The sequence below is a fragment of the Streptomyces sp. NPDC047869 genome, assembly GCF_040704065.1.
Taxonomy (GTDB): domain Bacteria; phylum Actinomycetota; class Actinomycetes; order Streptomycetales; family Streptomycetaceae; genus Streptomyces.
Genome location: NZ_JBEYRK010000011.1, coordinates 50,557 through 74,604 on the forward strand (window position 1 = coordinate 50,557; position 24,048 = coordinate 74,604).

Genomic DNA, 24,048 nt, shown 5'->3' on the forward strand with positions numbered 1-24,048 from the left:
GTACCGGACGGTGCGGGATTCTGTAAGCGTGTGTGGTGCCCCATTCGGCCGGATCCCCGCGGCCTACGCCGCCTCGGGCCGCCGAGCGGTACGCGCGACGCTGGTCGCCGCGGCAGGGTTCTTCCTCTTCCGCTACGGCCTGGGCCTCCCCGTCGCGGCGACGTACGCCCTGTTCTCCGCCGTGGCGCTGGGCGGACTGTCCAGGATCCCCGGCACCGGACGGCAGCGGGCCGCGACGGGACTGCGCGTGCTGCCGGTTTGCTGGCTGCTGGTGATCGCCGGCACCTGTCTGTCGGTGCGGACCTGGAGCGCCGTCGCCGGCATGCTGATCGTGGGCTTCGCCCTGGCCTTCACGGCCGTGGGCGGCCCCCGCCCGGCCGGCGCGGCTCCCGGCCTGCAACTGCTCTACATCCTGCCCTCCTTCCCGCCGTACGATCCCGGCTCGCTCGGTGAACGCCTGATCGGTACGACGACGGGGCTGGCCCTGCTCATCGCCGCCGAGGCGCTGCTCCTCCCCGAGCCGGCACCGCCGTCGTACCGGGAGCGGGCCGCCCTCGCCGCACGGACCGCGGCCCACTGCGCGACCCTGCTGGCCGTGCCCCCGTACGCCCTCACCGGCACGGACAGCGGGGCCGCCCGGGAGGCCGGCGCGGCCCTGCGGCCCCTGACCGTCCCGGAGGCGGAACGCCCCGCCGGGCCGGGGCTGCGCGACCGTGCCCTCGCCCATACCGGCCTGGCCACCCGTACCCTGCTCAGCCGGCTGGCACAACTGACCGCCCCGCCCGGCGACGGTCAGGGCCCCCGGGTGACCGCCGTGCTGTGCGCGGTGGCGGGCCTGTCGACCGGGGCCGCGAAGCGCCTCGGATCGGGGCCGGCGCCCGTGGCCGCCTACGAGGAACTGGCTGCGGCCCGCGCCCGTCTGTCGGCCACGTCCGCCGGCCCCGTGCCCGCCGTGGCCGCTGCCACGGGCGGCACGCCCCCGCCGGTCTTCCCGCCCGCCGTACTGCGCCGGCACGCCGCCGTACTGGAGATCGCCGATGCCGCGCTGGCCATGGCCACGGCGGCCGACCTCGCGGTTCGTGGCCGGCGGGCGTCGGTGCCGGTGCCGCCGGGCCGCTTCTGGTACGCCACGAGCCGGGCCCCGGGGCTGTGGTGGCACCGGGTGCGCGGCCACGCCGGGCGCCGGTCGGTCTTCTTCCAGAACGCGGTGCGCATCGCCCTGGCCCTGACCGTCGCCCGGCTCATCGCGGGCGTGGACACGCTGCCCCACGGATTCTGGGCGACGCTGGCCACGCTCACGCTCACCCGGACCACCATGGACGAGACCTGGAGCACCATCCGCCGGGCGCTCGGAGGCACGCTGGCCGGGGCGTTGCTGACCGCCGCGCTGCTGACCCTGGTGGGCGGCCACACCGAGATCTACGCCGCCGTGCTCCCGCTCTGGATGCTCCTCGCCTTCACCCTGGGCCCGGTCAAGGGCGTCGGCTGGGCACAGGGCCTGTTCACGGTGCTCGTCGCCCTGGTCTTCGCCCAGCTCGCGCCGCCGACCTGGCGGCTGGCCGAGGTCCGCCTGCTGGACGTGCTGGTCGGCAGCGCGATCGGAGCGGTGTTCGGCCTGCTCGCCTGGCCCCGCGGCGCCCACGACGAGTTGCGCCACGCGGCGGCGGAACTCCTGCGCAGGGCGGCCGAGATCGTGGTGGCGACCAGTGCCGACGTGGCGGCCGGCGGCGCGGTGGCCGCCGCGCCGCTCGCGGTGTCCGGCCACCGCTCGCTGCACCAGGCGGTCATCCTCGCGGAGTCGGCGTACGCCCAGTTCCAGAGCGAGCCGACGCTCTTCGGGGGCCGGGGGAGAGGGGCGGCGCTGCCCACGGTGGACTGGCAGGTCACCCTCATCGCCGGACACCACACGCTGTGGGGATCCGAACGGCTGCTGGAACCGCCGCCCGCCGCGCTGGGCCCGGCCGCCGCCGAGTCGGCCGCCGGACTCGGGGACCGGGTGGCCGGGCGGATGCTGCTCGTCTCGGCGGCGCTCGACCCCGGGAGCGACACCCCGGCCGCACCGGTGCCCCGCCTCGACCCCGCCCTCGCCGGGTTCACCACGGAGCCGCCCGGCGCGCCCCGCCTGTACTACGCGACCGTCTCCTGGCTGAGCGCCCTGATGACCGACCTGGCCCGCATCCCACGCACCGGCCCCGCGCCCGAGCCGGCGGCGATGACCGCGGCACGAACCCGCGACTGACGAAATCCGCCCGCGTTCCGTTACGGCGGCGGCCGGTCAGGAAAGAAGCGCTTGCGGGAGCCGGCCGGGCGCATGGATGATCATTCGAGGCCGGTCACCCACATCCGGTCGCCAAAGTCGTTCCACAGGAAGGGAAACCCCCATGTCCGAGCTGGACGAACGCTTCGACGTCGTGGTCCTCGGAGCGGGACCCGGCGGCTATGTCGCCGCTGTCCGCGCCGCCCAGCTGGGCAAGCGCGTCGCCGTCGTCGAGGAGAAGTACTGGGGCGGTGTCTGCCTGAACGTGGGATGCATCCCGAGCAAGGCGCTGCTGCGCAACGCCGAACTGGCGCACATCTTCACGCGCGAGGCGAAGACCTTCGGCATCAAGGTCGACGGGCAGGTCACCTTCGACTTCGGCGAGGCCTTCCGCCGCAGCCGCAAGGTCGCCGACGGCCGCGTCAAGGGCGTCCACTACCTGATGAAGAAGAACGGGATCACGGAGTTCGACGGCCGCGGCACCTTCCTCGACCCGCACACGCTGGAGGTGGCGGGTTACGACGGCTCGACGCGCACCATCGGCTTCGACCACTGCGTCATCGCCACCGGCGCCACGCCCAAGCTGCTCCCCGGCACCCGCCGCACCTCCCGGGTGGTGACCTACGAGGAGCAGATCCTCGCGGAGGAACTGCCGCAGTCCATCGTGATCGCGGGCGCAGGCGCGATCGGCGTGGAGTTCGCGTACGTCCTGCACAACTACGGCGTGAAGGTCACCATCGTCGAGTTCCTGGACCGCATGACCCCGCTCGAGGACGCCGAGGTGTCCGCCGAGCTCGCCCGCCAGTACCGCAAGCTGGGCATCGACGTGCTGACCTCCACCCGGGTCGACGCCATCGACGAGTCGGGCCCGCAGGTGCGGGTCACCGTCACCGCCAAGGACGGATCGCAGCAGGTCCTGGAGGCCGACAAGGTCCTGCAGGCGATCGGCTTCGCCCCGAACGTCGAGGGCTACGGCCTGGACAAGATCGGCGTACGGGTCACCGAGCGCGGCGCGATCGACGTCGACGGCCGCTGCCGCACCTCCGTTCCGCACATCTTCGCCATCGGCGACGTCACCGCCAAGCTGATGCTCGCGCACGCCGCCGAGGCGATGGGCATCGTCGCCGCCGAGACCCTCGCCGACGCGGAGACCATGGAACTCGACTACGCGATGATCCCGCGCGCGACCTACTGCCAGCCCCAGGTCGCCAGCTTCGGCTACACCGAGGCCCAGGCCCGCGAGCTCGGTCACGACGTCAAGGTCGCCAAGTTCCCCTTCACCGCGAACGGCAAGTCGCACGGCCTCGGCGACGCCACGGGCTTCGTGAAGCTGATCAGCGACGCCAAGTACGGCGAGCTGCTCGGCGGCCACCTCATCGGCCCGGACGTCACCGAGCTGCTGCCCGAGCTGACCCTGGCCCAGCAGTGGGACCTGACGGTCCATGAGGTGGCGCGCAACGTGCACGCCCACCCGACGCTGGGCGAGGCCGTCAAGGAGGCCGTGCACGGCCTGGCCGGCCACATGATCAACATGTGAGAGCGGCCGTGGCCACGATCCCGCGATCGTGGCCACGGCCCCTCTGTCACCAATCAGTTCAGCGCCGGGGGCCCGTCCTGGGCGTCCGTCCCCCATCCGGACGGCTCGGCACCGACGGTGAACGCCAGCGACCGCATGCCGCGCAGCTCACGCGTCGTCACATAGGTGCGGCCGTGCGGAGCGCCGTCGACGCGCGCCGACTGGATGTAGCGGCTGCCGTCGGAGGTGCCGGGCGCCGCCACGGTGAGCGAACCGCGCGGGTAGTAGCGGCGGTCCAGCGTGAGGTCGACACGCTCGAAGACGGGCGTGGACAGGCCCCAGGTGTCGTAGCCGGGCTGCACCGGGAAGACACCGATCGACGACAGCACGTTCCACGCGGACATGGTGCCGAGGTCGTCGTTGCCGGTCATGCCGGTCGGGGTGTCCGTGAAGAGGGTCAGCGCGGCGTGCACCACATCGGTGGTCTTCCACGGCTGACCGGTCGAGAGATAGGTGTACGGGGCGATGAGGTCGGGCTCGTTCTGCGGGTTGTACTTGTCCGCGTTGTAGTAGTCGTACGGGCCGTTCACCCACACCTCGCGGGCGGTCTTGGCGGGGTCCTTGACCAGCTTGTCGTAGGCGAAGAAGGAGTCCAGCCGCTCGTTGGCCGCCTGCTTGCCGCCGATGAGGCCGACCATGCCTGGCAGGTCCTGCGGCACGAGCCACTGGTACTGCCAGGACGTGCCCTCGTGGAACCCCTCGCTCCGCGCCGGATCGGCCGGCCCGGTGAAGGCGCCGGAGGCGTCGCGCGCGCGGAAGAAGCCGGTCGAGGAGTCGAAGATCCGGCGGTAGTTCTGGGCCCGGGCCGCGTAGCGTGCGGCGTCCGCGTCATGTCCGAGGTCGCGGGCCATCTCGGCGAGCATCGCGTCCGACAGGGCATACTCCAGGGTCGCCGAGGCGCCGTGGTCGTAGTCCGAGTCGCCCGGCTTCACGTGCGGGCGGCCCTTGACATAGGGCGCGAAACCGTCCGCGGCGTACTCCTTGTTGGCCTCCCGTCCCACCGCGGGCGAGTCGGCCGGCGGCACCCCGTCGGCGTTCTTCCTCAGGGCGCGGTAGGCCCGGTCCTCGTAGCCCTTGAGCAGGCCCTGCTGATAGGCGTTGGTGAGGAACGGGGTGACCGGGTCGCCGGTCATGATGTTCGTCTCGACCGTGCCGTAGCCCCACTTGGGCAGCCAGCCGCTCTCCTCGTCGATCCGGATCACCGATATCGCCATGTCCCGCGCCTCACGCGGCGCGAGCAGGGACAGCAACTGCGACTGGGTGCGGTAGGTGTCCCACAGGGACCAGTTCTGGTAGTACGTGAAGTCCCGGGCACGGTGGATCTTCTGGTCCCAGCCGGTGTACCGGCCGTCGGTGTCGCTGCCGATGTTGGGGGCGAGGAAGGACCGGTACAGCGACGAGTAGAACGTGCGTCGCAGGGTCTCGCTCCCGCCCCGCACGCGCACGTCGTCGAGCCGGTCCTCCCAGGCGCGCCGGGCGGCGGTGTGCACCTGCTGGAACGAACGCCCGCCCTCGGCCCGGAGGTTGAGCGCGGCGCCGTGGGCGTCCACGTACGACAGGGCGGTCGTGGCCTCGACGGTCCGGTCCTCGCTCGTGTCGAAGCGGACGTACGCGCCGTCCCGGCCGCTCTTCGAACCGTCGCTGACCGTGGCGCCGTCCCAGGTGCCGAACGCGGTGAACGGGCGGTCGAACCGGGTGATGGTGTACACCGTGTACGGCTTGGTGTCCTGGCAGAACCCGCTGCCGTTGATCGCCGTGCGCACGGTGTGGTCGTCCAGGACCTCGACCTTGGTGGAGAGCGTCCGGTGCAGCGACTGACCGGCGTTGAGCAGTACGTTGGCCTTGTCGGTGGCGGGGAAGGTGTAGCGCTGCACACCGGTGCGCGCGGTCGCCGTCAGCTCCGCTTCGATGCCGGTCTTCAGCCCGACCTTGTAGTACCCGGGGCTTGCCTGCTCCGTGTCGTGGCTGAACTCGGCCTGGTACTTGGCGTAGTCGGTCGATGTGACGTCGCCGGTGGTCGGCAGGACGGGCAGGTCACCGCCCAGGCCGCAGCCGACGCCCGAGAGATGGACGAGCGAGAAGCCCCTGATGTGGTTCTGGGCGTAGTCGTAACCGGTGTTGTGCCCGGTGTCCGGGGACAGTTGCACCATCCCGAAGGGCACGGCCGCGCCGGGGTAGGTGTTGCCCTCGTTCTGGGTGCCGATGAACGGATTGACGAGATCGGTCAGTCGGCCGTCCGGTGCGGCGGCCGCCTGGGCCGTGGGCGCGGCGAGGGCGGCGCCGATCAGCGCGGCCGCCGCGACCATCGTGCCCGCGCCGCGTAGGCTTCGGCTCCAACTCGTGCGCGGATGAGTCCCACTCATGGGCGCGTACGCCTCCCGGGGTCAGACAACGTTGTCAGATCGCACAGCGCGCCCATTCTTTGTGCTGTACGTGTACGCGTCAAGGGTGTCGACGAAGGCCGGACGACAGCCCGCATTCCATGACCGGGAAGGAACACCGTCCGCGGCGGCCGGCAAAAGGAATAGGCAAGGAGGTCATCGCGCTCCTTGCCACTCTCAACGTATAGCGCACAGGGGGCCTTGCGGCAAGGCCCCCTGTCTGCCGCAGAATTCCCGGCCGAAGGCATGAGCTGCGCGAACATGGGGGACTTGATGACCGACGTGATCATCTCGGGCGCCGGCCCGACCGGCCTGATGCTGGCCGCCGAACTACGGCTGCACGGTGTGCGGGTGCTCGTACTGGAGAAGGAGCCGGAGCCGGTCGCGTTCGTCCGCGCGCTCGGTCTGCACGTGCGCAGCATCGAGGTGATGGACCAGCGCGGCCTGCTGGAGCGGTTCCTCGCGCTCGGCAGGAAGTTCGAGACCGGCGGCTTCTTCGCGGGCCTGGGCACCTCCTGGCCCGACCGGCTGGACACCGCGCACTCCTACGTCCTGGGTATCCCGCAGACGGACACCGAACGCCTGCTGACCGCGCACGCCATCGACGCGGGCACCGAGATCCGGCGCGGCCGCGAACTGGTCGGTCTGACCCAGGACGACGACGGGGTGACCGCCGAACTGGCCGACGGCACAAGGCTGCGCTCACGCTATCTCGTCGGCTGCGACGGCGGCCGCAGCACGGTGCGCAAGCTGCTCGGTGTCGGCTTCCCGGGCGAGCCCGCCAGGGCCGAGACCCTGCTGGGAGAGATGGAGGTGGCGGTGTCCCCGGAGACGCTGGCCGCCGTGGTGGCCGAGGTCCGCAGGACACAGACGCGGTTCGGTGCGATGCCCCTCGGGGACGGGGCGTACCGCGTCGTCGTACCCGCCGACGGGGTGGCCGAGGACCGCTCGAAACCGCCGACCCTCGATGACTTCAGACGGCAACTGCGCGCCTTCGCCGGCACGGACTTCGGCGTGCACTCACCGCGCCGGCTCTCCCGCTTCGGCGACGCCACCCGGCTGGCCGAGCGCTATCGCACCGGCCGGGTACTGCTGGCGGGCGACGCAGCGCACATCCACCCGCCGACCGGCGGGCAGGGCCTCAACCTCGGTATCCAGGACGCCTTCAACCTCGGCTGGAAGCTCGCCGCCGAGGTGAACGGCTGGGCACCGGAAGGGCTGCTGGACAGCTACCACACCGAACGGCACCCGGTGGCCGCCGAAGTACTGGACAACACCCGCGCGCAGATGGAGCTGATGTCCACCGAGCCGGGTGCCCGGGCGGTGCGCCGGCTGATGTCGGAACTGATGGACATCGAGGAGGTTAACCGCCGCCTGATGGAGAAGATCACCGCCATCGGGATCCGGTACGACTTCGGTGACGGACATCGGCTGCTCGGCCGGCGGCTGCGGGACCTGCGGCTGAAGCGAGGGCGTCTGTACTCGTTGATGCACGCGGGACGCGGGCTGCTGCTCGACCAGACCGGCCGGCTGTCCGTCGCCGGGTGGGCGGACCGGGTCGACCATGTCGTCGATGTGAGCGAGGAGCTGGACGTCCCCGCGGTGCTGCTGCGCCCCGACGGTCACGTGGCCTGGGCCGGCGAGGACCAGCGGGATCTGGCCGGCCGGCTGCCCGAGTGGTTCGGCGCCCCCGTCGACTGACGCCCTGCCCCGGGGTGGTGAGCGGTTCCGCCGGAGGTCGCGGAGCAACGGATACTGCGAGAGGCCGACCGTGTCGAGCTGCTCCTCGGTCAGGGCTCGGGCCCCGCGGGGGACAGGCGTGCCCCGGTGTTGGGCCCCGCCGGGAGAACGGCAACGGGATGTCGTGAACGAGTGACGCGTCGCGGACCCGTGCGGCGTTCAGGCCCGGGAGGCGTCGCCGCCCAGGAGGGGGCCGGTGGCCTGCGCCTTGTGGAGTTCGGCGGTGAACTGCGCGCCGGCGAGCAGCGCGAGGTTGGACAGCCAGAGCCAGATGAGGAAGACGACGATGCCGGCGAGGGAGCCGTACAGCCGGCTGTAGGTGCCCAGCACATCGGCGTACAGGGCGAAGCCGGCCGAGGCGGTCAGCCACAGCGCGGCGGCCAGGGCCCCGCCGGGCAGGCTGTGGCGGCTTCGGCGGGCCGGTGCGGGACCGGTGTGGAAGACCACGACGACCAGCACGGCCACCAGACACAGCAGCAGCGGCCAGCGGGCGATGCCCCAGATGAGCTGCGCGGTGCCGCCGAGGCGCAGCAGGCGGCCGAGGAGTTCGGCGACGGGCGCGGACAGCATCAGCACCAGGGCGCTGACGACGAGCAGAGCCAGCAGGACCAGGGCGGTCGCCACGATGCGGTGCGCCTTGCGCCAGGGTGAGCGGCTGTCGGGGATGCGGTACATGCCGTGCAGGGCGCGGCGGAAGACGGCCAGGTAACTGCAGGCCGACCACAGCGCGCTGACGGCGCCCGCCGCCATCAGCGTCCAGGTCGTGGAGTGCCGCCTGAGCACACCGGCGAGCACGCCGTGGAGCTCGGCGCCCGACTGGCCGGGCGCGTAGTGCGTGACGTGGGCGATGAACTCCGCGGCGGTGCTGGGGCTGACCAGACCGAAGGCGAGGACGGTGACCAGCAGGGACGGCAGGACCGCCAAAATCGCGTAGTAGGTCAGCGCGGCGGCGTAGTCGGTGAGGTCGTCGTTCCACATCGTCACCGGTGTCCGGCGCAGGGCCGGCCACCAGTCGCGGGCCGGCCCGCGCAGGCCGCCGCGGATGCGGCCCGGTCGCCGGGCAGGGCGCAGGTCAGCGGACATGCGGCATCAGGTGGAACCGGCGGCCGATGCGCAGGATGACTGCTGTGCGCGAGGTCAACATCTCTTCCAAGGTCCGGGTGCGCTGACCTGTCCTGCTCGGTCACGGTCGCCGAAGGCTATCAGCAGGCCCTCGGTGACCTGGTCCGATGCCCGGGGGGCCCGGGCGTCCGCCGCGTTCTCACGGCAACGCGCGTACGGCGGACATACTCCCTTAGAGGGCGAATGTCATCCCATTGGCCGTGTATTCGGCCGGTCAAGGCGAATTCCCACGTTTGTCGCGGCGAGGATGGGGGCCGACTGGCAACGCGAACCGCGACATCGGGAGCATCCAACCTGTGAGCATCCTCAACGAACCTCCCGGAGCAGCGGCGGCCGAGGACTCGTACGAGAACGAGCTGCCGGTCAGACGCAAGCAGCCCGGCAACGTGGTGGTCAGATGGCTGACGACCACCGACCACAAGACGATCGGCACGCTGTATCTGTCGACGTCGTTCCTGTTCTTCCTGGCCGGCGGGGTGATGGCGCTGATCATCCGGGCCGAGCTGGCCCGGCCCGGCCTGCAGATCGTCTCGAACGAGCAGTACAACCAGCTCTTCACGATGCACGGCACCGTGATGCTGCTGATGTTCGCCACCCCGCTGTTCGCCGGATTCACCAACTGGATCATGCCGCTGCAGATCGGCGCCCCGGATGTGGCGTTCCCGCGGCTGAACATGTTCGCCTACTGGCTCTACCTGTTCGGCTCGCTCATCGCGGTGGGCGGTTTCCTCACGCCGCAGGGCGCCGCCGACTTCGGCTGGTTCGCCTACAGCCCGCTGTCGGACGCGGTCCGGTCGCCGGGCCTGGGTGCGAACCTGTGGATCCTGGGTCTCGCCTTCTCCGGCTTCGGCACCATCCTGGGCGCGGTCAACTTCATCACCACGATCATCTGCATGCGCGCCCCGGGCATGACCATGTTCCGCATGCCGATCTTCACGTGGAACGTGCTGCTGACCGCCGTCCTGGTCCTGTTCGCCTTCCCCGTGCTGGCGGCCGCGCTGTTCGCCCTGGCCGCGGACCGCATCTTCGGTGCCCATGTGTACGACGCGGCCAACGGCGGCCCCATCCTGTGGCAGCACCTCTTCTGGTTCTTCGGCCATCCAGAGGTCTACATCATCGCCCTGCCGTTCTTCGGCATCGTCACCGAGATCCTCCCGGTGTTCTCCCGCAAGCCGGTCTTCGGCTACATGGGCCTGGTGGCCGCGACCATCGCGATCGCCGGCCTGTCGGTGACGGTGTGGGCACACCACATGTTCGTCACCGGTGCGGTACTGCTGCCGTTCTTCTCCTTCATGACGTTCCTGATCGCCGTGCCGACCGGTGTGAAGTTCTTCAACTGGATCGGCACCATGTGGCAGGGCTCCCTGTCCTTCGAGACGCCGATGCTGTGGGCGGTGGGCTTTCTCGTCACCTTCCTCTTCGGCGGTCTGACCGGCGTCATCCTCGCCTCACCGCCCATGGACTTCCACGTGTCCGACTCGTACTTCGTGGTGGCCCACTTCCACTACGTGGTCTTCGGAACGGTCGTCTTCGCGATGTTCGCGGGCTTCCACTTCTGGTGGCCGAAGTTCACGGGCAAGCTGCTGGACGAGCGCCTGGGGAAGATCACCTTCTGGACCCTGTTCGTCGGCTTCCACGGCACCTTCCTGGTCCAGCACTGGCTGGGCGCCGAGGGCATGCCGCGCCGCTACGCCGACTACCTGGCGGCCGACGGCTTCACCGCCCTCAACACGATCTCGAGCATCAGCTCGTTCCTGCTGGGCCTGTCGATGCTGCCGTTCCTCTACAACGTCTGGAGGACGGCCAGGTACGGCAAGCCGGTCGGCGTGGACGACCCGTGGGGCTACGGCCGCTCGCTGGAGTGGGCGACGTCCTGCCCGCCGCCGCGGCACAACTTCTACACCCTGCCGCGGGTCCGCAGCGAGTCCCCGGCGTTCGACCTGCACCACCCCGAGGTGGCCCAGCTCGAACACGAGGCCAATGTCGGCCGGCGTGACGTGGTCGAGCCAGAGGGCGGCCAGCGGTGACATCGCCGAACCGTCCTGGCGCCCCCCGGGGCGACCAGGACGGCTCGCTCGCCAACGAGGTCGAGGGCTACCTGCTCCTGCGCGCGGAACTGGAGCAGGCCCAGCGTGAGGCCGAGGCGCTCTGCGCCCGCCTGCCCTGGCTCACCACCGGCCAGGCCGAGGACCTCACCCAGCACTACACCGAGCAACGCCTCGGCCTGACACGCCAGGCGCTCCAGGCCACGGCCGACCGTGCCAAACGCCTGCGCGGCGAATACGAGGCCCGTTACCGCGAACTGCGCCGGACCCTGATCCGGCGCCACGCCATGGCCGCCTGCTTCGTCGTCACCTGCACCGGCACGGCGAACACCCTGGCGTGGTACGCGACCCGCTGACCTGCCCTCGCCGGCGTCAGTGGACGGTCGCAGGCATGCCGAGGCGTCGTCGCGACGCGGTCGTCACCCGCTGTCGCCGACGTCGGACACCGATCCATAGTGTGCCTCGGGGAGCCGATGGGAACCCGGGGCCGGTGGAAGAGGGCTTGGACGGGACAGACGGGCTCGGCTCGTCGGGTGAGGACAGCCATGGACGACATGGACGATGCGGTTGACCTTCATTTCATCGGCAACGCGACGGTCGTGCTGCGATACCGCGGCCTGGCACTGCTGACGGACCCGAACTTCCTGCACCGCGGCGAGCGGGCACATCTGGGGTACGGGCTGGTCAGCCGCAGGCTCACCGAGCCGGCCCTGGACGCGGCGGACCTGCCCCGCCTGGACGGCGTCGTCCTCTCCCACCTGCACGGGGACCACTGGGACCGCAGGGCCAGGAGCCACCTCGACCGGTCGGTGCCCATCGTCACCACGCCGCACGCCGCACGCCGGCTGCGCACCTTCCAGGGGTTCGGCAGGGCGGGAGGCCTGCGCACCTGGGAGAGCTGCGTCCTGGAGCGGGGCGGCGCACAGGTCCGGGTGACCTCCCTGCCCGGTCGCCACGCCCTGCGGCCCGTGCTGCGCGGTCTGCTGCCGCCCGTCATGGGCAGCATGCTGGAATTCGGCCCCGCCGGCGGCCCGGTAGAGGTGCGGCTGTACATCTCGGGCGACACCCTCCTGTACGACGGCCTGGAGGAAATCGCCCGGCGTTTCCCCGCCGCCGACCTGGCCGTACTCCACCTGGGCGGCACCCAGCTCCCCGGGGGCTTCGTGGTCACCATGGACGGCGCCCAGGGGGCCGAGCTCGCCCGGCGCCTGGACTACCGGCACGTCCTGCCCGTGCATTACGACGACTACACGGTCTTCCGCTCCCCGCTGGAGGACTTCCTGGCCGAGGTGCGCGGGCTGGGGCTCGACGAGCGGCTCGTGCACTGCCCCCGTGGCCGGCATGCACGATTGGCACCCCGCGGCGACCGGCACACCGTCCGTTGAGATCTCCGGGACCGCGGGCGGGCGCCCCCCGGCGCGGGGTGGGGGCCGGTCATGAGGTGTGACTGGGCCGGTATTCGGTCGGCCGGCGCGCGGCGCCGGTGAGCTGGTCGAGTATCCGCCGCTCCGAGGGCTGCAGCGGGGGCTCCAGCGTCCGGGGGAGGGCCGGCCCGGTGAGGGCCGCGAGCAGGGCCCTGGGCCGCAGCGCGCGGGTGGCGGGCGCGGTGAGGCTGGTGACGTCCCACAGCGCCGAGGCCGCTTCGTAGGTCCCGGTCGCGGCTCGGGTCAGCCGGTTCGTGTACCAGGCGGCGGCCCGGTCGGCGGCTTTCGGCTGGGCGCCGAGGACGCCCGGGTAGAGGACGTCCACGCCGACGGCGGTCGACCAGGCCGTGTCGACATGGCGGGCCGCACCACGCAGGACGCGCCGGGACAGGCCGGTGCCGGTGAGGCCGTGCCGCTGGACTTCCTGGGCCAGGACCTGGGCGCCCAGCGCCGCCACCGACATGCCCTGTCCGTAGGCCGGGTTGAAGGTCGCCAGGGCGTCGCCGAGGACGATCAGCCGCTCGGGCCACTGGCCGGCCTTCTCGAAGTACCGGCGGTTGTTGTCCGTGCTGTTGCCCCGGCTGACCGCCACGTCGGTGAGGGGCTCGGCACCGGAGATGAGGTGGCCGATGATGGGGTGCGGCAGGTCGAGGGCGTAACGCAGGAAGCCCTCGGGGTCGCGGGGCGGTTCACCGCCCCGGGTGCCGGCCGCGCTGACCATCCACCGGTTGCCCTCGATGGGCAGGACCATGGCGCTGCGGCCGGGCCGGCCGTCGTACGGGTTCGCCTGCACCAAGGTCAGCGGGAACGATTCGGCACCCGGCGGGGTCCGGTAGATCCGGGTGGCGTTGGTGAGACCGGAGTCGATCTTCTTCTCCTCGACGCCGGTGATGCCGATGCCGGCCAGCCAGGCGAGGCTGCCCGAGCCGCGGCCGCTCGCGTCGACGACGATGTCCGCCGCCAGCTCGCGGCCCAGCCCGTGCTCCGCCTCCTGGCCGAGACGGACACCGCGGACCTGCCGGGCGTCACCGAGGAACCCCTCGACGCTCGCCTGATGGACGGACACGTTGGCCCGGGTCTCGAGGAGGATCTGCCGCAGGACCCAGTCGGTCAGCGCGCGGGTGCAGGTGATCATGTGCGGGCCGCTGCGCTTCCACCGGTGGAACCAGCCGCCGTCCGGAGTGAGGGCCAGCATCCCGTTGCCGAGCGCGATCTCGTGCGCCCCCGCCTTCAGCAGGCGGTCGCGCACGCTGAGGGGGAACAGCGCCTCCATCGCGGACAGGCCGCCGGCCATGAGCAGATGGGCGTGCCGTCCCTGCGGGACGCCACGCCGGTTGTCGGGTCCTTGGGGCAGCTCGTCCCGGTCGAGCACATGGACCTGCAGCGTGGGTTCCGCCAGGGACAGCGCTGCTGCGGCCACCAGTCCGGCCGTACCGGCCCCGATCACGACAGCTTTGTGCGGCAACGGGCTCTCCTCGTAATGGTCGTGAAACGGCGTCACTGGGTGCCTATTCGCTCCGGCGCCGCCTTGTGGAGGCGGTGCACGGTGTTCGCCAGCTCAACCAGATCGATGGTGATGCGGAACTTCTCCGGTGGATCGGCGGGCCCGGCGCCCTTGCCCGACACACGGCGTAACCCATCCATGATCATCGCCTCCTCCGATGCGGCACGTGCCCTGTCCTGCCGCTCGCCGCGCTGGACGGCCGCCGCGTACGCGGTGTGGCCGACCCGCTGGTCGAAGTGCGCCGTGAGCTGCAGCAGGGCGTCACGGATGTTCGCCTCGAGCAGGTAGAGGCGGTAGCTCGGCAGTTGCCACCACAACTGCCACCAGGTCGGTTCCGCCCTCGGTGCCGTCGCCACGTCCTTCACCGCCGGCCACAGAGGCTTCAGCGCGCGGTAGGTGGCCAGGCTCTGCCGCTCCGCCGCGGCGGCGGACGCGAGGCGCGGCAGGACGAAGCCGGCGGAGTAGATCAGGGCACCGAGGGCGGCGGCGGGGGGCGCCACGGTGGTCGACAGGACGTCCAGGTCGTACCCGAGCCAGCGCGCGGCGACCGCGATGACCTTGGTGAGCGTGAACCCCAGGGTGTCGACCAGCAGACCCGCGAGGATCAGCCTGAGCCCGATCCGTAGCAGGCCGGTGACCTCGTCACGCGCCCACTTCAGGCACACGGCGCTCAGCACGATGGTGCTCGTCAGGTGCCCCACCAGGTAGAGAGTGATCATCTCCCTCATGTACGGGGTGTTCGCGTAGTAGGTGTCCAGATCGGTGAGCCGCTCCGTGCGCGCGTCCGCGAGGGCGAACAGCACGACGATGGCGACGACGAGCGTCCCGTAGACCGCGACCGTCATCCTGACCATGCGCCGTATCCGCTCCTGGGGTCCGCCTCTCCAGTGGATCAGCAGGATGATCAGCGAGCAGCTGAAGGCGGAGATCGAGCCGTAGGTGAGCGGGGCGCCGACATTGGGGATGCCGGTGGCGTGGTTGACCGCCGCGAGGGTCACCGGGGCCGCCCAGACGAAGCAGACGGCGGCGAGGAACGTGGTGGCCCGGGTGGCGACGGTCAGCGGTGAGCGGGGAGTCGTGCGTGGTCGGCGAAGCAGCATGGCGGCCAGGGCCAGAAGGAAAGCCGCCGTATACACGACAAGACTCATGGGGTGGGGGACTCCGTTCAGGTCCTCTTGCTGTGTGGGGGGACGGGTGAGAATGGGGGGATGGGCGATGTCGTCGTCACACGCGGGGCCGGGCCGGTCCGGCCCCGCGTGTGATGTGGGTGGCCGTCCGCGTCACGCGCGCGGACTTCTTCAGGGCGTCGGCGATCAGGACCAGGGCCTCGGAGTCGCGGGGGTGCGACAGCCGGGTGGGCGCGCCGACGGGTTCGAGTACGGGCTGGGCACTTCGCTGCGCGGCCGCCGCTATGGTGGCGGCCCACGCCGCGGACACGGCCCTCTCCCGGTCGCCCGTCCTCGTGAGCTCCGCGTCATGGACCTCGTCGAAGAGCCGGGTGTCGAAGAGCGTCTCGAGCGCGTGGAGACCGTTGAGGATGGTGCTCCGGCGCCAGGTGCCCCACAGGAAGGGGGAGCGGGGCCGCTCCACTCGCAGGGCACGGTCGCGGAGGACGGGGTCCAGGGCTGCGTCCAGGGACGCGAGCCGGAAGAAGTCGCGCCACGCCGACAGGTGGTAGCCGGCCATCGGCAGCAGGACCCCGGCCACCGTCAGCAGTGCCCCCAGACCGGCGCAGACGGGCGGCACGGACGTGGCGAGCACCGGCCAGTCCCGGCCCGACCACCGCGCGACGACGGCGATCAGCTTCGAGACGCTGTACCCGGCGGTGATCACCGTGCCGGTGCCGATCGTCAGCAGACTGGCCCGCAGCCAGGGCCGCTTGCGCACCTCCGCCTCGAAGGCCCAGCGAAGCGCCCACAGGGCGCTGACCGTCACGGCGGCCAGGTGGGCGACCAGGTACAGGACGACCATCTCGGCGATCCAGGGCGTCGTCGCGTAGTACGTGTCGAAGTCGGTGCGCCGTTCCCGCGGTGTCGTCCCCAGCGCGAACAGGGCGGCGATACCGGCGAGAACGGCCGCGTAGCCGTACATCCAGCGTCGTGTCGTCCGCCGCACCGCCGGGCCGCCGCGCCAGCAGGCGATCAGGATCAGCAGCGAAGCGCTGTACGCGGTGACCGAGACGTAGGTGAGCGGGGCGGCCAGGTTGGGCACTCCGCTGACCCGGTTGATCACCCCGACCGAGGGAGGCGCCCCGAACAGGAAGCACAGCGACGCGAAGGCCAGGACCCCGTTGATGGCGCGCTGGGAGAGTTCGCCGCGGTGCCGGATCAGATCCGGCAGCTTGGCCAGTAGGCCGACCCACAGCAGACCGCAGCTGATGTAATTTATCGCCCCGCTCATTTCCGGTTTCCCCGATAGTTGAGAGCGTCGGCGATACGGCGGGCCGTCTCGCCGGTGATGACGTCCCGCTCCATCAGCGCCCGCATCTGCTGGCCGACCCGGATTCCGAACAACTCGGCCTCTTTCTCCGGATCGTCGTCGAAACGGGAACGCGCGGCGGCGGGCTGGGTGCCGTGCGCATGGCCTGCTTCCAGGGGGCCGCAACCCCCGGCGGCCGGCTGCTGGACGCCGAAGCCGTCGCGCTGCCGCATGTGCCACAACTCGTGACCGAGTATCTGCGCCTGGTGCCAGACCTCGGCGCCCTGCTCGATGATGACGTCGTCCCTGTCCGTGCGCTCCAGCCACATCCCCGTCGCCTTGAACTCGCGGGGGATGGGCACACGGTGCACCTCCAGCCTGCGGTCGCCGCGCCACTGCCTGGCGGACTCGACCAGGGCATCGAACAGGTCCTCGGGATGCAGGACCGCCCCGTCACCGGGAGGGCCTTCGCCCGCTCCGGTGGTGGCCCTGAGCCTCTCCCGAATGGGGTCGATGAGGGTCGCCGCGAGCTGACGCATCTCCCTGTCGCGCCTGCGCAGCCTGTGCCACCGGCGAAGCCGGGCCGGAGAACTCATCGGCAGTCCACGGCGATCGGCGACGGTGCCGCGCCGCCGACCGCGGCAGGGCCGTACGGGACGGTGGGGACCAGGGGCGCGACGCGTACGTCACGCGACTCGCGGCACCCGCGGGCATGCCGGAGGAGCTCCGGGGCTCCGGCCGGTCGGGCGCCGGCATCGTCTGCTGCCACCGAGTCTTCTCCCGGGCGCGTAGCTTTGGATCAGGGAACGTGCCTGATGTGAGGGTATCCATATCGTCCCTCCGCTGCTCGCCGGTGCCGGGATCCACCGCGTCATCCGCCGGTCCGAATGCCCTTTTCCTTGGGCGTGATTGACGTTCCGTGACCTCGGCCGGCGAGACCACCACGCGGAGTGACCTGCCCGGCCATGCCGGAACCGGTGTCAGTTCGGCCGCTTATCGCTCAAATCCACCCGCACCGCTCCGATAGCATGATCCGGCTCAAGACGAGCGTCCCGAACGCCCGTTCCGCACCGGAAGAACATGCCATCCGGCACGAATAGCGACCCACTCACCTGAAGACCAACAAATCGGCCGAGAAGTTGATACCTATACCATCGCGGGTGTTTTCGCGAATAAACAGCAGAGTCAAGTCCGTCCCGTGGCGCGAACCGCGGACGATCCTGTGGGTCGCGGCAGGCGTGGTGACCCTCGGGTTCCTCATCGCGCTCGAAATCGCCGCGCGCCACTACGGACTGGCGGGGCCGATCACCAATCAAGCGCGAGAGGTGATATTCCCGCCCAAGTCGGGCTTCCTGTTGTACGCCAGCATGGCGCTGATGATGGTCGTGCTCACCTGGCGGCAACGGATCATCGCGATGTGCACCGCGATCGGCATCGACGCCGTCATCCTGCTGGTGCGGTGGACGGCGGGCGCCGACCTGACCGAAGGACACCCCTTCGGCAACGGCGCGCTGTGGGTGCTCCTCGGCTGTGCGGTCATCGCCGTCACGCGCCGCACCGGCCCCGAACGTGCCCTGCTGCTCAAGGGCGTCGGGCTGGGTCTGCTGCTCGTGGCCGGCCGCAAGACGGGCGACACCTGGCTGGTCATCACGTCCAAGACCCGCCCGACGGTGCTCGACCAGTACGTGGCCACCGCCGACCACGCGCTGGGCGACCCGTCCTGGCTGGTGGGCCGGCTCGTCCGCGCCACGGGACCGGTCGGCGCCCACGCGCTCGACTACGTCTACGCCCAGCTCGCGGTCGCCGCCGTCGTCGTCACGATGTACCAGCTGCGCAACGTGGCGGCCGAGCGGCGCTTCCCGCGCCACCATCTGGTGCGCACCTTCCTGGTCATCGGTCTCCTCGGCCCCGCCGTCTACATGGTCTTCCCGGTGGTCGGACCGGTCTTCGCCTACAGCGCCGACGGCGGGCACTGGGCGGTGGCCGACCTGTGGCCGGACACCGCGACGCCGATCTCCGGACCGCACGACATGCCGTTCGACGGGATCACCCCGCGCAACTGCATGCCCAGCCTGCACACCGCGTGGGCCACCGCCATCTTCCTCCACTCCCGCAAGGGTCCCCGCGTGCTGCGCTTCGCGGGCACCTTCTGGCTGATCGCCACGCTGACCGCGACGCTGGGATTCGGCTACCACTACGGCGCGGATCTCGTCGCCGGCGTCGTGTTCACGCTCACCATCGAGGCGGCCCTGCGCTCCCTCGAACGCGGCTGGGACCGCGCGGGGACCCGGCTCGTTGTCCACGGCACGACGGTCTTCGCCGCGCTTCTCGTTTCCTATCGCTGGCTGCCGGTCGAAATGGCCAGGTATCCGTGGGTGTTCGGACCGCTCCTCATTCTCGCGATGGCCTCGGTGATCCACGGTTACGTACGCACCACCAGGCTCTGGGATCCCGTTCCGGTGCCGGTCGCGAAGCCGGAACCGCAGCCCGAACCGGCGTGAGCCCACTGGTGGCGGCCCGGTCGCGAACCGCCCCGGGAAAAGTCGCAACACGCGCACATGCCCTTCATCCCATGGGAAAAACCAGCCAATTCGTGTGCTTGTACAGGTGAACCAAGGGCATCCGGTGGCCAGGAGGTTGATAACTATGGTTCCCCTGCTTCTGGTTCTTCTGCTGGCCCTGATTCTCTTCGGTGCGGGTTTCGCCCTGAAGGCACTGTGGTGGATAGCGGTGATCGTGCTGGTCGTGTGGCTGCTGGGCTTCGTGGTCCGGCCCGCGGGCAGCGGCGGCCGCAAGGGACGCTGGTACCGCTGGTAGACGAGCGTCCCCGCGCATAGAACACGCCACGCCTGAAACGTGGACGGGGCCCGGCCGCGACGGCCGGGCCCCACGTGTGTGTACGAGCGGGCAACTGCCCCCGGCCTGGCGGGAAATCGGTTCGGCGTCGTCAGTGGCCGTTGCTAGCCTGCGGCGCGACAAAGATCGTCGGACTCGACCGGGGAGAGAGCCGAACCGTGCGCGTACACAGCAGACAGAGACGGAACCGCCTGAGACCGGCCGCGGTGGGGGCGCTCGTCGCCGCGACGGTCCTGGCGGTACCGGGAACGTCCTGGGCGGCGACCGGCGTGCCGCCCGCACAACCGCTCGTGGAGGACCTGCACACCAACAGCAGGGCGTGCGCCGCCGGGAAGGACGCGCGGGCCTACGTCGCGGCGGCCCCGCAACTGGGCGCGGTGTTGTACGACCCCGACGGCGGCCAGGTCAGCGGTGAGTTCGAGGTCTGGTGGACGGACACCGGCGGCGCCGAGCAGCGCCGGACCTACACGACGACGCCGAAGCTCTCGGGCAGCCCGTTCGCGCTGCAACTGCCGGCCGACATCCCACCGGACACGGTCGTGTCCTGGCACGTCCGGGCCAAGGACGGCCAGACCGCGTCCCCCTGGAGCTCGGCGGGCGAGGAAGGCACCGCCTGCGAGTTCGTGTACGACGACGTGAGCCCGGAGAAGGCGACGATCACCTCACCCGACTACCCCCGGTCCTCGGATGTGTTCTGGGTGGACGGAGTCGGCGTGTACGGCCACTTCACCATGGACTCGCCCTCCGACGACGTCGTCGCCTACGTCTACGACTTCATCCGCGGCCCGCACGGAACCGTCCAGGCGGATCAGCCGGGCGGCGCGGTGACCATCCCCTATCTCCCGCTCAGCTCCGGCCCCGAGACGCTGACCGTCCGTGCCGTCGACCGCGCCGGGCGCAGCAGCGGCCAGTCGACGTACGACTTCAACGTCAAGTCGGGCCACGCCCCCGTCGCCCAGTGGGAACTCGACGACGCGGCGGGCTCCAGGAGTGCCGCCGCCGAGTCCGGGACCGACGCGCGGGCCGGCGCGGGGGTCACGTTCGGCGGCGAAGCCCCGGCCGGCACCGGCCTCACCGCCACGGCCCACCTCAACGGCGGCCACCAGGCGTTCCTCACCCCTGACGCCCCGGCGGCCGACACGAGCAAGACCTTCGCGTTCGGCGCCTGGGTGAGGCCCGGGCGCACGGACCAGGACATGGCGGTGCTGAGCCAGAACACGGACGGCTCCACGGGCGTGGCACTCGCTCTGCGCAGCCGGGAAGCGGGCCCCGTCTGGTCCTTCACCGTGGGGGGCCGGGAGGTCTCGGGCGGTGTCCCCGAGACCGGTGAATGGGCTCACGTTCTCGGCCTGTACGACGCCGAGACCGGCCAGGCACAGCTCTTCGTCAACGGCCGGGCAACCGGTACGAAGGTGAGGACCGCACCCGCTCAGCCGTCCGGCGCCTTCCGGATCGGCCAGGCACACGGCCTGCGGCCCTGGAAGGGCGACATCGGAGACGTCCGCGCCTATGACCGCGTCGTGGTGCCCGACGAGGCCGACCGCCTCGGCCACCGCAAGCCGACCCTGCTCGGTCACTGGTCGCTGGAGACCGCGTCGGACGCCGCCAGCCCCGAGCAGAACGGCGGACAGCCGTTGACCCTCGGCGGGGGAGCGGTGATCCACCGCGGGCCGGACGGTTCCTGTCTGCCCGAGCTGGACCCGGACTGCCCCGACGTCCCCTACGCCCTCCAGGGCGACGGCGACCTCCGGCTGGACGGCCGGACGGCCTACGCCGCCACGCGGCAGCCGGTCGTGGACACCGCGGACAGCTTCACCATCGCCGCCGTGGTACGCCTGGCGGACGCCGAGCCGGACCACCCGATGACCGTGCTCTCGCAGGCGGGCGAGCACACCGACGCCTTCAAGGTGCGCTACCAGCCGTCCCGGCACGCCTGGCAGCTGGTGATGCCAGTCAAGGACGAGACGGGGGCGGCGGAGACGGTCGTCTCCCAGTTCGAGATGGCCGACGGCGGCGAGGGCCAGGGTCACCGCCTCGCGGTGGTGTACGACGACGCGGCCGACACGATCCGGCTCTACCTGGACGGCATGGCCGGCGACGCGCAGACCGCCGGCTTCGCGAACGGCTGGCGCAGCGGCGGCCCGCTCCAGGTGGGACGCGGGCTCACCGCCGACGGCTGGGGCGAGTACCTGCACGGTGCCGTCGACGAGGTGCAGGCCTACAGCGGGGCGCTGCGGGACAGAGACATCACCGGCCTGGGTTTCGGCACGGACCCGTGTCTGTGCTCATGAGCGCGGTCACCCCCTGAACCGGCCTCTGCCTCCGCTCCGGGGGCGGAGGACGTTCGCCTCAGGCGGTGGCCGTCAGAGGGGCCGTGGCTTCCCAGACGAATCCGTCGGGGTCGCTGAACGGGCCGGCGGCGCCGGAGAGCACGAGTCGGTGCGATCCGCTGCCGTCGGCGGGCAGCCCCGCGTCCTTGGCGAGCGCTCGGCGCTTGTACAGAGCCAGCTTGACGGATCCCGGTGCGGCGGCGAACTCGACGTACGTGCCGCCGAAGCTCTTGCCCACCGTGAGACCCCGCTCGGCATAGAACCGCTTACTGGCCTTCACGTCCTCGACGCCCAGCAGGAGCACGAGCTGGTCGAAGTCGCGGGTGGCCGGGCCAGTGTCCTTCTTCGCCGACGTGGCGATCTTCCAGACCGTCCCGTCCGGGTCCTGGACCACGCCGCCGTAGCCCCACAGCGACTTCGAGGCGGGCTTGAGGGTGGTGGCGCCGGCGTCGAGGGCCGCGCCGATGAGGGCGTCGACATTGCCCGGCTGCGACACCACGAGCGACAGCGTGAAGCCGCGGAAGCCGCTCGTCGGCTCCTCGCAGGCGCGCAGGCGTACCCGCGAGGAGTCGAGCCCGAAGGCGGTGGAGCAGTAGCGGGCGGCGGCCGCGGCGTCGGCCACCTCGAGAGTGACGGAGTCGATGGAGGTCATGTCTTCGACACTAGGGAAAACCTGGCTGCCGAGGCTTCTCGAAAACTGACCGATGTGCCTCGGCGTCGTCCGCGGCGCGCCGTACCGCGGCGGAGCGCGCGTGACCGCGAGCCGGCGCGTTGACCGACGCGCCGCACTCAGGGCGGCGCGTCACCCCGCGCGCGTTCCTGCCGGCGTACCTCGGCGAGGTCGGCGAGCCGCTCCAACTGCCGCACGGGCTGTGAGATCCGCTGGTTGTGGCCGAGCCGTTCCCGGTGCCGGTCCAGGAAGGCCCAGTAGCCGGCGGTGTAAGGGCAGGCGCGCTCACCGGTCCGCTCGCCCGGCCGGTAGCGGCACGGTCCGCACAGGTCGCTCATGCGGTTCACGTACGAGCCGCCCGAGGTGTAGGGCTTGGTCGTCATCCGGCCGCCGTCCGCGTACTGGGACATACCGACGACGTTGGGCACCATGACCCAGTCGTAGCCGTCCACGAAGCACCGGTGGAACCAGTCCGTGACCGCAGCGGGGTCCCAGCCCCGCTGCAGGGCGTGGCTGCCGAGGATCATCAGCCGGGGGATGTGGTGGGTCCACCCCGTGTCCCGTACCTGCGCCAGGACCGTGTGCAGACAGCGTGCCCCGACCGCGTCGGCGTCCAGCTCGTTCCACCACTCCGGCAGCGGGGCGGTGTGACGCAGGACGTTGGAATGCCGGTACTCCTCGCCGAAGTACCAGTAGAGCTGCCACACGTACTCGCGCCACCCGGCGATCTGCCGGACGAACCCCTCCACGCTGCCGAGCGGCGCCCGCCCGGCGCGCCACTCCGCCTCGGCGCGCTCGACGCATTCGGCCGGGTCGAGGAGGCCCAGGTTGAGCGAGGAGGACAGCAGGCTGTGACTCATCACCGGGTCGGCGGCGAGCACGGCGTCCTCGTAGGGCCCGAAGGTGCCGAGCCGGTGGGAGAGGAAGCGTTTCAGTGCGGCGCGCGCCTCGGCGCGGGTCGCGGGGAACGACCGGGGCCCGTCCCTTCCGACGAAGGACACGTCACCGTCCTTCTCCCAGCGGTCGAGGTCGTGGCGGACCTCGTCGTCGATCTCGTCCTCCCGGGGGCGGTAGGGCGCCGGGACCGGAAGTGACGACGCGTCGTGGGGCGGCGGCCGCCGGTTGTCGTGATCGTAGTTCCACTGATCGCCGGCAGGGGCGTCGCCGTCCATCAGCAGGTCGTGTCCGCGGCGCACCCACCGGTAGAAGTCCTCCTGGCGCAGACGTTTTCCGCCGTGCCCGTCCGCCCACGCCGCGAAGTCCTCCATCGGGACCAGGAAGCCCCGCGCGGGGCCCACGGTGACCTGGGGAAGCGAGCGCACCAGCCGTGCGGCGGCGAAGGACGTCGGGTGATGGACGGTGACCGGACGATCGCCCGCCGCGCGCTCCAGTCCCTCCCGGTAGGTGCCGGCCCGTACGTACGTCGCCCGGTCGCCGAGCTCGGCGGCCCGGTGGCGCATGGCGGAGAGCACCAGGTGCGCCTTGGCCCGGTGGAAGCGCCGGCGCCGGAACACCGACCGGGATTCGATCATCAGCAGCGGTGTGTCCCGCCCCGGGCCGTCGTCGCCGAGGGCGAGGAAGTGCGGCCCGAGCTGGTCGCCGAAGAGCCAGTGCACGGCGCGTCCCCGTTCAGCCGCGGCCGCGGGCATGCCGTCCGTACCGGCCGTCGTCGTGCATGAGCGTCTCCCGTCGAAGGCATGGGGCGGTGTCGACCTGTCTCGGCCG

17 protein-coding genes are annotated in these 24,048 nt (G+C 71.2%); 9 read left to right on the plus strand and 8 right to left on the minus strand.

What is annotated here, in order from left to right:
- Positions 1-28 precede the first annotated feature (28 nt).
- Both AB0924_RS16450 and lpdA read left to right on the plus strand, forming a co-directional pair.
- Positions 29-2,239, plus strand: a complete 2,211-nt coding sequence (locus tag AB0924_RS16450; RefSeq protein WP_366911739.1) for an FUSC family protein — start codon at positions 29-31, stop codon at positions 2,237-2,239.
- A 142-nt stretch (positions 2,240-2,381) separates the two neighbouring features.
- Complete coding sequence (lpdA, locus tag AB0924_RS16455; protein ID WP_358933704.1) at positions 2,382-3,794, plus strand: dihydrolipoyl dehydrogenase; 1,413 nt, start codon at positions 2,382-2,384, stop codon at positions 3,792-3,794.
- A 53-nt stretch (positions 3,795-3,847) separates the two neighbouring features.
- Here the strand turns inward: lpdA and AB0924_RS16460 are convergent, their stop codons facing one another.
- On the minus strand, positions 3,848-6,139 hold the full coding sequence (locus tag AB0924_RS16460; RefSeq protein WP_366911845.1) for a GH92 family glycosyl hydrolase: 2,292 nt from the start codon (positions 6,137-6,139) through the stop codon (positions 3,848-3,850).
- A 348-nt stretch (positions 6,140-6,487) separates the two neighbouring features.
- On the opposite strand from AB0924_RS16460, the gene rox reads away from it, so the two are divergent.
- Positions 6,488-7,915, plus strand: a complete 1,428-nt coding sequence (gene rox / locus AB0924_RS16465; protein WP_366911740.1) for a rifampin monooxygenase — start codon at positions 6,488-6,490, stop codon at positions 7,913-7,915.
- A 198-nt stretch (positions 7,916-8,113) separates the two neighbouring features.
- Here rox and AB0924_RS16470 read toward each other — a convergent pair whose 3' ends face one another.
- Positions 8,114-9,037, minus strand: a complete 924-nt coding sequence (locus AB0924_RS16470; protein WP_358933710.1) for a YihY/virulence factor BrkB family protein — start codon at positions 9,035-9,037, stop codon at positions 8,114-8,116.
- Between the two features lie 335 nt (positions 9,038-9,372).
- Between AB0924_RS16470 and ctaD the strand changes: the two genes are divergently transcribed.
- The 3 genes from ctaD (at position 9,373) to AB0924_RS16485 (ending at position 12,506) form a co-directional block, all read left to right on the plus strand.
- Positions 9,373-11,103 carry a cytochrome c oxidase subunit I gene (gene ctaD, locus AB0924_RS16475; protein WP_358933712.1) on the plus strand — a complete coding sequence of 577 codons (1,731 nt, stop codon included), beginning with the start codon at positions 9,373-9,375 and terminating at the stop codon, positions 11,101-11,103.
- Entirely contained in the window at positions 11,100-11,477 is a 378-nt protein-coding gene (locus AB0924_RS16480) for a hypothetical protein (protein ID WP_358933714.1), read from the plus strand. Before ctaD ends, AB0924_RS16480 begins: the two co-directional genes overlap by 4 nt.
- A gap of 189 nt (positions 11,478-11,666) precedes the next feature.
- Positions 11,667-12,506: an MBL fold metallo-hydrolase gene (locus AB0924_RS16485; protein WP_366911741.1), complete on the plus strand. Its 840-nt coding sequence runs from the start codon at positions 11,667-11,669 to the stop codon at positions 12,504-12,506.
- A gap of 49 nt (positions 12,507-12,555) precedes the next feature.
- Here the strand turns inward: AB0924_RS16485 and AB0924_RS16490 are convergent, their stop codons facing one another.
- The 4 genes from AB0924_RS16490 to AB0924_RS16505 form a co-directional block, all read right to left on the minus strand.
- Complete coding sequence (locus tag AB0924_RS16490) at positions 12,556-14,010, minus strand: FAD-dependent monooxygenase (protein ID WP_366911742.1); 1,455 nt, start codon at positions 14,008-14,010, stop codon at positions 12,556-12,558.
- Between the two features lie 32 nt (positions 14,011-14,042).
- Positions 14,043-15,197: an MAB_1171c family putative transporter gene (locus AB0924_RS16495; protein WP_358933719.1), complete on the minus strand. Its 1,155-nt coding sequence runs from the start codon at positions 15,195-15,197 to the stop codon at positions 14,043-14,045.
- Between the two features lie 76 nt (positions 15,198-15,273).
- On the minus strand, positions 15,274-16,449 hold the full coding sequence (locus AB0924_RS16500) for a hypothetical protein (RefSeq protein ID WP_358933721.1): 1,176 nt from the start codon (positions 16,447-16,449) through the stop codon (positions 15,274-15,276).
- Positions 16,446-17,006 carry a toxin gene (locus tag AB0924_RS16505; RefSeq protein WP_358933723.1) on the minus strand — a complete coding sequence of 187 codons (561 nt, stop codon included), beginning with the start codon at positions 17,004-17,006 and terminating at the stop codon, positions 16,446-16,448. The genes AB0924_RS16500 and AB0924_RS16505 overlap by 4 nt, the downstream gene beginning before the upstream one ends.
- 678 nt (positions 17,007-17,684) lie before the next feature.
- Here AB0924_RS16505 and AB0924_RS16510 point away from each other — a divergent pair.
- From AB0924_RS16510 to AB0924_RS16520, 3 genes are all read left to right on the plus strand, one after another.
- Positions 17,685-18,968, plus strand: a complete 1,284-nt coding sequence (locus tag AB0924_RS16510; protein ID WP_358933879.1) for a phosphatase PAP2 family protein — start codon at positions 17,685-17,687, stop codon at positions 18,966-18,968.
- Positions 18,969-19,113: 145 nt separating this feature from the next.
- Positions 19,114-19,284, plus strand: coding sequence for a hydrophobic protein (locus AB0924_RS16515; RefSeq protein WP_199209256.1), 171 nt, complete (start codon positions 19,114-19,116; stop codon positions 19,282-19,284).
- 245 nt (positions 19,285-19,529) lie between these two features.
- Positions 19,530-21,614 carry a LamG domain-containing protein gene (locus AB0924_RS16520; protein ID WP_366911743.1) on the plus strand — a complete coding sequence of 695 codons (2,085 nt, stop codon included), beginning with the start codon at positions 19,530-19,532 and terminating at the stop codon, positions 21,612-21,614.
- 58 nt (positions 21,615-21,672) lie between these two features.
- Here the strand turns inward: AB0924_RS16520 and AB0924_RS16525 are convergent, their stop codons facing one another.
- Positions 21,673-22,305, minus strand: coding sequence for a glyoxalase (locus AB0924_RS16525; protein WP_366911744.1), 633 nt, complete (start codon positions 22,303-22,305; stop codon positions 21,673-21,675).
- A gap of 137 nt (positions 22,306-22,442) precedes the next feature.
- Positions 22,443-23,939, minus strand: coding sequence for a cryptochrome/photolyase family protein (locus AB0924_RS16530; protein WP_366911745.1), 1,497 nt, complete (start codon positions 23,937-23,939; stop codon positions 22,443-22,445).
- Positions 23,940-24,048: the final 109 nt, after the last annotated feature.

Excerpts from the sequence above, each read along its gene's own strand:
- lpdA (WP_358933704.1), top strand. The coding sequence starts at position 2,382 with ATGTCCGAGCTGGACGAACGCTTCGACGTCGTGGTCCTCGGAGCGGGA.
- AB0924_RS16460 (WP_366911845.1), bottom strand. The coding sequence starts at position 6,139 with ATGGTCGCGGCGGCCGCGCTGATCGGCGCCGCCCTCGCCGCGCCCACG.
- rox (WP_366911740.1), top strand. The coding sequence starts at position 6,488 with ATGACCGACGTGATCATCTCGGGCGCCGGCCCGACCGGCCTGATGCTG.
- AB0924_RS16470 (WP_358933710.1), bottom strand. The coding sequence starts at position 9,037 with ATGTCCGCTGACCTGCGCCCTGCCCGGCGACCGGGCCGCATCCGCGGC.
- AB0924_RS16485 (WP_366911741.1), top strand. The coding sequence starts at position 11,667 with ATGGACGACATGGACGATGCGGTTGACCTTCATTTCATCGGCAACGCG.
- AB0924_RS16495 (WP_358933719.1), bottom strand. The coding sequence starts at position 15,197 with ATGAGTCTTGTCGTGTATACGGCGGCTTTCCTTCTGGCCCTGGCCGCC.
- AB0924_RS16500 (WP_358933721.1), bottom strand. The coding sequence starts at position 16,449 with ATGAGCGGGGCGATAAATTACATCAGCTGCGGTCTGCTGTGGGTCGGC.
- AB0924_RS16505 (WP_358933723.1), bottom strand. The coding sequence starts at position 17,006 with ATGCGTCAGCTCGCGGCGACCCTCATCGACCCCATTCGGGAGAGGCTC.
- AB0924_RS16515 (WP_199209256.1), top strand. The coding sequence starts at position 19,114 with ATGGTTCCCCTGCTTCTGGTTCTTCTGCTGGCCCTGATTCTCTTCGGT.
- AB0924_RS16525 (WP_366911744.1), bottom strand. The coding sequence starts at position 22,305 with ATGACCTCCATCGACTCCGTCACTCTCGAGGTGGCCGACGCCGCGGCC.